The following is an 11814-nucleotide window of genomic DNA, read 5'->3' as shown; positions in this document are numbered from 1 at the left end:
ATAAAAGAAAATGAAAATTAAATTATCTATTATATTATTGTTATTAACTACTTCAGTATCTATGGCCCAAAACTCTGCAAAGGCCAAAACTTTGTTGGATGAAGTATATAATAAGGTAAAAAGTTACGACAATATTTTTGTAGACTTTAAATATAGTCTTAATAACGAGGAGGCCAACATAAACACCGAAACAAGAGGGGATGTAACTATGCAGGGTGATAAGTATTTATTTAATTATTTGGGCTCCAAGCAAATATATGATGGGAAAAAGGTTTATACCGTTGTTCCAGAAAATGAAGAGGTGACCATTGAAGAGAAATTGGATGATGAAAACACCATTACGCCATCTAAAATGCTTACCTTCTACAAGCAGGGACATAACTATGACTGGGATATTCTGCAAAATATCCGAGGAAGAAAAATACAGTTTGTGAAGTTGACACCCATCGATACCAATTCAGAAATCAAATCTATTCTGTTGGGCATAGATGTGGAGACCAAGCATATCTACAAGCTTATTGAAACGGGGAAGAACGGTACAAAAACAACCATTACTGTTAATTCTTTTAAAATAGACCAGCCCTTGTCCAAAACCTTATTTACTTTTGACGAGAACAAGTATAAAAATGATGGGTACTACATCATAAGAAATTAGACGTTGAGAATTCTAGACCGATATATATTATCGAGGTTCCTCTTTAATTTTTTCAGTTCGTTCGTAATACTGATGTTTATCTTCGTATTTCAAACGATCTGGTTGTTTATTGATGATTTTGCGGGAAAGGGATTGGATATTTTCATAATTGGAAAATTCCTGTTTTACCTTATGCCCAATCTAATGGAACGGGTAATTCCCTTGACGGTATTGCTTTCTTCCATACTTACCTTTGGTTCCTTTGCGGAGAATTATGAATTTGCGGCCATGAAGGCCTCTGGTATTTCCTTACAGAGGGCCATGTTGCCCCTCATTGTTTTTGTTACGTTTTTAGGGGGGGTCACTTTTTATTTTGCCAATAATATTATTCCAATTTCAGAACAAAAAATATACAATTTAAGAAGGAATATTGCCAAGGTTAAACCCGCGGCGATTATTTCGGAGGGAGTTTTTAGTGATTTGGAAGGTACGGAAATGAACATGAAGGTAGATCGTAAATATGGGGAAAATGATCGATTCTTGGAAAATGTCATTATCCATGAAAAATCCAAAACAAAGGTCAATACCACTGTTATCAAGGCCAAATCAGGAGAGCTTATTAGTAGTGAGGAATCGGACATTCTGCAGTTGGTATTAAAGGATGGGCATTATTACTGGGACGTGACCACTAAAAATAACAAGGAGAAGAAGAAAAATCCTTTTACCAAGGCCAATTTTAAGACTTATACCATAAACAAGGATCTTTCGGACCTTAACGACGTAGATTTGGATGAGGAGCGGGATGTAAGTACGGATAAGATGAAAAATATTTCCCGCTTAACCAAGGATATAGATTCCCTAAAAGAGGACAATGTAAAATTGGTAACTGCTTTTTCCAAGAATATCGTTGGAAGAATGGGTGCTTTCGTGCCCTTGAAAAAGCCCGATTCTTTAAGCCAAGTTAATATCGACAAGAAAAAGAAAGAAATGGATTCTTTGGGCACCAAGAAGGATACCGATAGTATATTGGCCCTCTTTCCTTCCTGGCACCAGACACAGATATTAAGTTCTGCAAAAAGTGCCACTTCCAATATTATAACAAGTATTCAGGGAAAGAAAAATGAGCTTCAAATAAAGTATAAGATATATCGTCTTCACATTTTATCGCTCCACAAAAAATATGCATTGGCATTATCCTGTATTATTTTGTTCTTTGTTGGGGCCCCATTGGGTGCCATTATAAGAAAAGGAGGTTTAGGTTTGCCTATGGTTATCGCAATTGTTCTATTCCTAACCTATTACTTTATAGGTGTATTTGCCGGGAATTATGCCAAGGAGGGGAATATTAATCCTATTATAGGTGCATGGCTATCTACATTTATAATGTTACCTTTAGGTGTTTTTCTAACCAGAAGGGCAACGGCAGACAAAGGATTAATGTCCTTTGGGAGTATTTTGGATTATTTTAAGGGCGTATTTAAGAAGAAAGATAAAATTGCAGTGACATGACAACAAAAGTTGAAAAGGCTATTACGCTAAATACCATTGAGGAAGCTATTGAGGATATAAGGCAAGGCAAGGTAATTATTGTAGTGGATGATGAAAATAGGGAAAATGAAGGGGATTTCTTGGCAGCTGCAGAATTGGCCACTCCAGAATTGATCAACTTTATGGCTACCCATGGTAGAGGGTTGATCTGTGCACCGCTCACGGAAGGTAGATGTAAGGAATTGGGTCTTCACATGATGGTCCATAACAATACTGATCCTATGGAAACCGCCTTCACCGTTTCTGTAGATTTAAGGGGTCATGGTGTTACCACAGGTATTTCTGCCGCAGATCGTGCAAGTACCGTTAAGGCGTTGACAGATATAAGCATTAAGGCCCATGATTTGGGAAGGCCGGGGCATATATTTCCCCTTGTAGCCAAAGAAGGTGGTGTATTAAGAAGAACGGGACATACCGAAGCGGCCATTGATTTTGCCCGTTTGGCCGGACTAAAACCTGCCGGGGTCATCGTTGAGATCATGAACGAGGATGGATCTATGGCCAGATTGCCCCAATTGGTAAAAGTAGCCAAGACATTTGATCTAAAAATTGTGTCTATCGAAGCCTTGATAGCCTATCGTATGGAACATGATAGCCTGATCCGTAAAAAGGAAGATTTTAATATTGTTACCAGGTTTGGCGAATTTAGACTGAGGGCATACCAACAGACCACCAATAATCAAGTTCATATAGCTTTGACCAAGGGAACCTGGAAAAAAGATGAAAAGGTGCTTACCCGTATAAATTCTACTTTGATCAACAATGACATATTAGGCACCCTAACCAACAATCCGGACAAAAAATTGGAGGACATGTTCAATGCCATCAATGAAGAAGGCAAAGGGGCAATAGTCTTTATAAATCAGGAAACCGAATCTTTGAACCTTTTGGGCCGATTGGGGGAACTGAAGGAGTTGCAAAAACAAGGAATATACAAGGCCCCTAAAGTGGATATGGACGCCAAGGATTTTGGCGTTGGTGCCCAAATTTTGCACGATTTGGATATTGCCAAAATAAGGCTGTTATCCAATTCTACCCAAACTAAAAGAGTAGGGCTTGTAGGATACGGACTGGAAATTGTGGATTACGTAAACTATTAAGGTGGGTTCACTTTTGTAGCTACTATTTGATCACATTGCTTGGAGGATATCCGAACTGTTTTTTAAAACAGCGGCTAAAATAGTAAGGGTCGTTGAATCCAACCATAGTTGATACTTCGGAAACATTGTACTTTTTGGTATTTAACAATTGAGCTGCTTTTTTTAACCGAATCGTTCTTATAAATTCATTTGGAGCCAGATCTGTAAGTTCCTTTATTTTTCTGTACAATTTGGAGGAACTCATTCCCAATTCCTGGCATAGGTATGCAGTATTTATTTCCAAGTTGTCTATATCTACCTCTATCAATTTAATGAGTTTTTCCATGAATTTCTCATCAATGGGAGAGTGTGTTAAGGTTGTTATGTCGCTTTCTGCCTCCCCGGAGAATTTACCTTTCAGATCCATTCGGGATTGGATAATATTTTCGATCCTCGTTTTTAATAGGGAGGGATCAAATGGTTTTACCAAATACCCATCGGCTCCGGAACTATAGCCCCTAATCTTATCGTCATTATCGGATAGCGCCGTTAGAAGTATTACCGGTATATGGCTTATATCCCCATCATTTTTTAGTACTCTACAGAATTCAAGTCCATCCAATACGGGCATCATTATATCGGCAACGCAGAGTGCAGGTTTTATTTGCCTACATATCTCTAATCCCTTTTCTCCATTTTCTGCCTCAAAGACCTTGTAGTAATCCGATAAAAAGTCTACCAAATAGTTACGCAATTCGGCATTGTCCTCAATAATGAGTATTCTTTCCTTTAAATGGGCACTCTGGTTTATTTTTTTACTGGGAATTAAATGGGGAGAATGTTCTATAACCGGACTCTGACCATACTCGAATACTTCACTCTCTTCATAAGCCTCGTAATCTATGGGGATTTTGATGGTAAATACACTACCCTTATCGGCCTGACTTTGCACAGCGATGGTACCTTTGTGAAGTTGTACCAATACCTGAACAAGGGAGAGCCCTATTCCAGACCCTGTATTGTTCACTTTGCTGTTGGGAGCCTGATAAAAACGGGTAAATATTTTTTCCTGGCTTTCCAAAGGAATCCCAATACCGTCATCACTTATTTCCACCACCAATTCCGTTCGGCCATGTACCGATTGGGTTCCCACAAAAACGTCAACATGGCCATATTTATGGGTAAATTTTAAGGCATTGGACAACAAATTGTACAGTATTTTATCATACTTGTCACGGTCTACATAGCCTTCGATCATTTCACTTTCACAAATAAGGCTAAACTCAATTTTTTTGTCGTCCGCCAGCTCCTCAAAAGAGCGAAATGTATTTCTGGTGTGCAATAAAATGTCCGTATGGGTAACTTTTAAACTCAATTCGCCAGACTGTGCCCTTCTAAAATCCAACACCTGATTCACTAGGTTTAGCAGTCGGTTGGCATTTTGTAGAATCATTTGGTATCGGCTCAATTGAAACTGGTTACCACTAGTTTCACCATCTTCTATAAGTTGCTTGGTAGGTCCTAGTATAAGGGTTAAGGGGGTTCTAAGCTCGTGTGAAATATTAGTAAAAAACCTTAATTTTTCGTTGCTCAATTTTTCATCACGTTCCCTTTTTACTTTCTCCAACAACAATTGGTGCTTTAACCCAAGTCGAGCTTTCATCTGTTTGCGTACCACATAGAATATAAGAAACAGCAGTAGGATAAGAATGATCAAGGACTGGTAGGTAAGCCAAAACGGCGGAAGGATCTTTATTTGGTAAGAAGAGACATCGCTCCATACCCCGTGACTGTTCATAGCCTTTACCTCAAAGGTATAATCGCCAAAAAACAGATTGGTGTACTGCACCGTACGCTGTCTTATATCGACCGTATTCCATCCCTTGTCAAATCCTACTAATCTATAGCTGTACTTATTAAATCGTTCACTGGTGTAGGAAGGACTGGAAAAAGTAAGTGAAAAATTCTTGTTGACATTTTCCAAAACCAATTCGCGACTTAAATTTATGTCGGAGGTAAGTATTTGTTGATCGTTTAAAATACTTCCCACTTCCAAATCGGTATTCTGAATTTTGATATTCGTAATCAGGGGAGCCGGTGATACATCATTGTCTTTGATGTCTGCCGGTGAAAAGGAAATAATTTCATTTTTGCCTCCCAAATAGATGTGGGAATCATCGGCGTAGTAAAACCCCGTTAAACTAAATACGTCCAACCTATTACCACTATCGGTATAATATATTTTTAGTTCGTTGGATAGCTTTTTGTATTGGGCAATACGATTATTGTTCATATTTAGCCATAGGCTGCCGTTGGTATCGGATACCACATCGGTAATCCAACTGCTTTTTAATTCCGCCGGCTCCATAATTGGGACAAAATTATCCAAATCGGGATCGTAGTAATCCAACCCCATCCGTGTCGCTGCCCAAATTTTCCCTGACGGATCAATGGTGATATCACTGACATTCTCATGTGACAAACTAATGTTTTCGTCTAAATCGGCGTCATATACATGCGTATTTCCACTTACTGGGTCAAATCGAATAACCCCTGTTTGGGAGGCGAACCAAATAGTGCCATTATTATCCACCACACATATATTAATGGGACGTGAAGGCAATAATATTCCCGTTCCCTTTACAGGTGACAAGGTTTCTGTATTGATAATTACCGCCCCCTCTCCATGAGCGCCAACCACCATCTTTTTGTTACCTAAATCTGCGAAAGCAAGAATTGGAGACCTACTAAAGCCAACATCAAATACGGACGCTTTACCACTGCTGTAATCGTAACGTAAAATATGACCTTCCCATAGTCCACAGTAGAATATGTTGCCATCCATGGTAAAAATACTGGCTATGTCCTTTTGGTTATTGAACAAGGGTCTATAATGGCCATTGTCCGAAATAAAGAGGCCATTATGTCTTGTAGCCACTATGATCTTATTGTCTTTGGTTTTTGCAAATCCACGAATACGGGGTACCTGATTCCCAATATATTGGGAAATATCCGAGTTATAATTAAATTGATTATTATAAGGATCGTATTTCTCCAGGCCGTCTTCCGTGCCAATCCATAGCACGCCTGAGGTATCAAAATACAGTGCTGCCACCAAATTATCCGCCAAGGAATCATCATCCGATAATTCCGAGTAATACCATCGGTATTCTTGAAGTACAATGTCCTCCAGTTCATCTACCACTAGGATTCCGCCTAGGGTTCCCAGCCAATATTCACCGTTGGGCGCCCTGGCTATCGAAATAAAGTATGGCCCCAATTTATCCCTGACCTTAGAATCTTTTAAATACAAATTTCTAAAAGAATCGGTCTGCGCTTCCAATTTATATAGCCCTCTCCTACTCCCCACAAATATATCCGATTTGTGATCCTCATAGATAAAATTGACATATGGGTTTGTTTCGGTCGACTCCGAAACTTCCAAGGTATATTCCCTTATTTGCCCGATGTTACCTGTATTGTCCAGGGAAATTTTGGCAATGCCCGCAGTGCCATAACTTGCAATCCATATATATCCCTTGGAATCTTCAAATATGTCCTTGACGTAATTATAGCCTTCCAGTTCTACTTTCTTAAAATACTGGGTTTCGGGATTATAGATAAAAAGTCCTTTATCCTTGGTTCCCACCCACACTTGCTTGAAACGATCTACATGTACGGACCTGATCTCCCCATCTTGCAAAGCGTTTGGATCATTAACATTAGGAAGGAAGGTTCGGAAGGTGTGGGTGTCCAACTTATAAAGTACAAGTCCCTTTCTTGTGCCGATCCATAATTGATTGGATTCCCTATCCAATTCCAAGTCTGTTATATCATCGTCCGGGATGGTATTGTTAATTTCGGACGAGCTGGTAAAAGTTTTAAACTCATAACCGTCAAAACGATTTAACCCTGAAAAAGTACCCAACCACAAAAAACCCCGGTCGTCCTGAATAATATGTCTTACGGAATTATGGGATAGACCATTGTGGTCATTATAATGTTCAAACTTTATTGTCTGCGCATGCAGGTTCCATATGGAGACCATAAATACCAGCAGAAATCGAAGTTTGTTTCCCATAAAGTAATTATCATTAACCTTTTAATAGGCAATATAAGGAGCCTTGGATGCTATAGTTTAAACACCTCAAATAAATTAGCCATAGTGAACTAAGATATTTGAGGTGTTTTATCTGTTGTTCCTGTAAAACCCTAATGCATCACTTTACCCTTATTTTTCCTGTGAATTCATGGAAGGTACGGACCCCATGGTAAAATCCAAAGTGGTCCCTTTTAAAATATCGGAATGACTAATGTAATTTTGGTCCGATACCATTCCATTTATTTTTATTGTATTTAAATAAGGCTTGTCCGAAGCTGTACCTGGGGCATTGATGACCAATTCCTTGCCATTTGGCAAACTTATACTGATTTTATCAAAAATGGGGCTGCCAAATTCGTATATAGGATTGTCCTCGGTACCCCCGTTCATTTGAAAAAGTCCTATTTTCATTAATACGGCCAAACTACCCATTAGTCCCTGGTCCTCATCCCCGTTGTATCCGGTAGCGGGAGACAAACCGCTAAAAGCTCTATCCACTACTTTTCTGGACCAGAACTGCGTTAAATCCGGCCTTTCCAATTTATTAAATACAAAGGCTGTTTGCATGGAAGGCTGATTTCCATAATTGATCGGTATTTTTCTATATTCGGGATGCAATTCCAGAGCATGTGAATTACCAGAAGTAAATCCTAGTTTTTCCGCCGTTTGGAATTGAAGGTTTAGTTTCTCCACAGCTTTTTCATTGCCTCCCATAAGATTTGCCAGACCGCTAAGATCGTGCGGTACAAACCAAGTGGCTTGGGCCCCGTTGGATTCTACAAATCCGTGCTGATGTTGGTACGGATCGAAGTTTTTGGTCCATACACCATCTACATCTTTTGGTCTCATCCAACCCACAGTCTTATCAAACACATTTTTGTAATTTAAGGAGCGCTCCATGAAATAGTTGTAATCCTCTTCATGTCCTATTTTTTTGGCCAATTGTGCCAAAGTCCAGTCCTGATAGGCATATTCCATGGTTACACCTGCTCCTTCCTGATGGCCACCAAATTTTCCTTCTGGAATGGGATAAGGTACGTAACCATCCCTAATATAGTATTTTAATCCACCCCCAAGTGCAGTATTATGTTCATATCCAGCTCTTTCCATAATTCCGCCTGGCATATGATTTATCTTTAACGCCTCATATATGTCCTCCAAGTTGTCCGTAACTATTCCTTTCTGTATGGCGCTGACAATAAAAGGTGTGGATGAGGCCCCGGTCATTACATAGGTATAATTACCGCCCGAAGGCCCACGGGGAACCAATCCCCCATCCTTTTGGTACTGCAATAAGGATTGAACAAACTCTTCCATAATTTCAGGATAGACCAAGCCCCAAAGTGTGTTTATGGTCCATTGGGCACCCCAGAAGGAATCGGAATTATAGTGGTTGAATTTTGGTTTTCCGGCTGCATCCAAAGGTATTTGTCCTATTCTGAAGTTCTCCCCTGTATTATCGGGATAGGCCCCGTTAACATCGCTTATAACCCTTCTACCCTGCAAGGCATGCCATAGATCCGTATAAAACCTTTTTTGGGAGGTTTCCGTGCCGCCCGTGATTTTTATTCTACCCAAGGCATTGTTCCATTCTTCCTTGGATTCCTTTACAATCCTTTCAAAATCCCAATGAGACAGTTCCGCATCTATATTTGCTTTGGCATTTTCTGCAGAAGTATATGAAATGCCTACTTTCATTAAAAGCTGGTCGGAGTCATTGCCCAATTCGATCAAATAGTTTCCGGTTTCTTTATCCTTGTTTACCCCACCAACTTCTCTATTCAAAATAATATGGAAAAATAATTTTACCGGTTTTGGCCTTCTATGGGTCGGTGCCATGACAAGCTCACCTGTAAGATTCTTAGCATCTACTTTATTTAGTTTGCCATCTAAATTTTTACAAGGCCCCAACATGCCATTAAGGTTAAAAAGAATAGCCGCATCCTTATTTTTTGGATAGACATATTTATGAAAACCAACCCTTTTGGTGCTAGTGAGCTCTACATTAATTCCATATTTTTCCAAAGCTAAAGAATGATAGCCCGGCGACACTTTTTCATTGTCATGACTGAATTTGGATTTAAAATCCTTAAAAATGGACTTGTTGTTATCTTCGGATATGGTTACCGGAAGTACGGATAGTCCTGAAAGTTGCCAGGCATGAATATGGCTAAAACCTTGAATGGTATCTACCTTATATCTATATCCGCTTCCCCACGCCCCGTCCACTTCCGTATCCGGACTTAGATTTACCATCCCGAAAGGGCGACTGGCCGATGAAAAGAAAAACCAGCGTGAATTTTCGGTATCCAATTGTGGGTATACCAGTTCTACAGGACTTTTTGCCGTGGTTTCATTAGTTTGTTCAACTTTATTTTCTTTGCAGGAATTAAGGAACGTTGCTAGTAGCACGGTGCCGAGAATAGCCGACAAGGATACTTTGACTAATTTCATTTATTAATTAATTTATGGTTCAGTTCTAAATTTAATGGATTGGAGTCCAATATTTCAAAAGTAGGAAATCCATTCTTGTGTCTTAGAGATTTAGGGTAATAACTATTTAGATGTTGGGTATTTTTATTAATATGTGCTCTATGATGATAGTTTATTGGTCCAGATTTATTTAATGTGTTTTGTATTGCTTCTGGCTGGGCCTTTATAATCATCCGTTATTCTCCTATAGATTGTATTGTACATACTTGGATGAAATGATTTTCGGCTTAAAAAATATGGACAGGGATAAACGAACCCCCGTCCATAATTCTAACTAAACTAACTCAAACAAAAATTTCTAAAATCATTTCCTATTAATAATTAGGGTTTTGCACCATCGTGTTTGGAGATAGGGCAATCTCCCTAGTGGGTATTGGTCGTAATAAATGTTTTGAGGAATCAAAAGCACCATGATCTATGACATGTGGGTTATATAAATTGATTCTTTCTTCCAATTTCCCCATACGCTTTAAGACGGCCCATCTATTATCCTCCCCGGCAAGTTCCAAGGCGTTCTCGACAAGTATGTCATCCAAATCTATGGTTGAATAATGATCAGCTACACCTGTTGCCCGTTCCCTCACACGATTTAGGTGAAAGAGGGCCTGAGCAGTGTTTCCAGCACCTAAGAATGCTTCTGCCGCCAATAAATGAGTTCCTGCAACCCTAAAGATAAAAGTGTCACGTGCACCACCGTTTTGATCAAAATAAACCTCATCATCAAATTTTTTCATGATTGGGAAGTGCGTAAAAAGGCCGGTAGAATATAAATAGTTTACCCCGGTAATATCAGCTGGTTTACCGTACAGGTATTGATCTGGTTGATATACCCAGTACCTCTCCAATTTATCGGTAAGTTCTGTTAAATCAAGTGCTTGTTTTGGGAAATATACAACAGTATCTCCAGGCACAATGGTGTCGTCTCCCCACCCAGCATCTTCGTCCGCATAAAGCACTCGGTGTATAGTGGCATCTTCTCGAGTGTCGTTATCTTCAAATAAGGAATAGAAATAAGGAGTCATCATTTGACTACCATCCGATACACCATATTGATTGGCTCTACTTACACCAGGTAATTCCTGTACGCCATACATAAATAAGGAATGCTTGTTATTATTTCTATCTTCCGTAAATTCATTATTTTCCCATTGGGCAGCAAAAAGTATTTCAGGGTTTACCTGGTTGTCATAGTCAAATACCTGAGCGAAAGACTGGCTTCTAATATCGTAGGAACCTATGGCCTGTACGGCCAAATCTGCCGCTGTTTGAAAATCGTTACTACCGGCAAAAGATTTGTAAGCCCTAGTCAGATAAACTTCCGACAACAAATGTTGTGCTGCCCTTTTTGAAAATCGTCCTGTTTCCGGTTCATCCTCAAGGTTTGGTATGGCAGCTTCCAACTCACTTATTATCAATGAATAAGTAGCTTCTTCTGTAGAACGGGTATAATCGTTACGTATGCTTAAAGGTTCCTCAAGTCCTAGATCTACACCGCCGTATTGTACGGTTAAATTAAAAAATGCCAACGCTCGCAACGCACGTGCTTGAGCTATACCATACGCTTTAGCGTCCAAATTATTATCACTCCAACTAATTTGGTTTTCAAAACGGTTGATTGCCGTATTAGCTTTTGCAACCACATTGTAATTACTGCTCCATACACCATTGGTTTCAGGTGCTACAAAATTGGTGTAATCGTTGGTACTGTTAAACGAAAACAATTCATTTTTAGCAGTAAAAATGTCTGTACCTTCAAATTTATAACTGTGATTTCTGTACGTTGCCCTTGTAGCCGTATAAACTCCAACCACTAATTGATCGGCATTATCTTCATTAAGAAAGGTTTCACTGGTTACATCTGAATAGGCATCCTCTTGTATATATTCATTACAGGAATTCAATACTATTGAAAAAACCAGTAATGTTATACCTTGTTTTATATTTTTATTTATTTTCAT

Annotated in this window: 6 protein-coding genes; 3 read left to right on the top strand and 3 right to left on the bottom strand. The window is 39.2% G+C overall.

Translation table 11 applies throughout. The features are described from left to right. Positions 1–10 precede the first annotated feature (10 nt). Genes MWU82_RS15770 through ribB form a run of 3 tightly spaced genes read left to right on the top strand, consistent with a single transcriptional unit; the run spans position 11 to position 3282 of the window. Positions 11–655 (top strand): outer membrane lipoprotein carrier protein LolA, encoded by a 645-nt coding sequence (locus MWU82_RS15770; RefSeq protein ID WP_247097114.1) that lies wholly within the window; start codon positions 11–13, stop codon positions 653–655. A gap of 3 nt (positions 656–658) precedes the next feature. After that, positions 659–2143, top strand: coding sequence for an LptF/LptG family permease (locus MWU82_RS15765; protein ID WP_215948369.1), 1485 nt, complete (start codon positions 659–661; stop codon positions 2141–2143). Next, complete coding sequence (gene ribB / locus MWU82_RS15760) at positions 2140–3282, top strand: 3,4-dihydroxy-2-butanone-4-phosphate synthase (protein ID WP_247097112.1); 1143 nt, start codon at positions 2140–2142, stop codon at positions 3280–3282. Before MWU82_RS15765 ends, ribB begins: the two co-directional genes overlap by 4 nt. A 22-nt stretch (positions 3283–3304) precedes the next feature. On the opposite strand, the gene MWU82_RS15755 is transcribed toward ribB, so the two are convergent. From MWU82_RS15755 to MWU82_RS15745, 3 genes are all read right to left on the bottom strand, one after another. Then, complete coding sequence (locus tag MWU82_RS15755; protein ID WP_247097111.1) at positions 3305–7342, bottom strand: hybrid sensor histidine kinase/response regulator transcription factor; 4038 nt, start codon at positions 7340–7342, stop codon at positions 3305–3307. 150 nt (positions 7343–7492) lie between these two features. After that, positions 7493–9817, bottom strand: coding sequence for a GH92 family glycosyl hydrolase (locus tag MWU82_RS15750; RefSeq protein WP_247097110.1), 2325 nt, complete (start codon positions 9815–9817; stop codon positions 7493–7495). A 353-nt stretch (positions 9818–10170) separates the two neighbouring features. Next, positions 10171–11814 (bottom strand): RagB/SusD family nutrient uptake outer membrane protein, encoded by a 1644-nt coding sequence (locus MWU82_RS15745; RefSeq protein WP_247097109.1) that lies wholly within the window; start codon positions 11812–11814, stop codon positions 10171–10173.

The sequence above is a fragment of the Arenibacter sp. S6351L genome (assembly GCF_023016025.1).
Classification (GTDB): Bacteria; Bacteroidota; Bacteroidia; order Flavobacteriales; family Flavobacteriaceae; genus Arenibacter; species Arenibacter algicola_B.
Note: the sequence above shows the minus strand (reverse complement) of the source record. Positions and strands in the feature narration are given on the sequence as shown.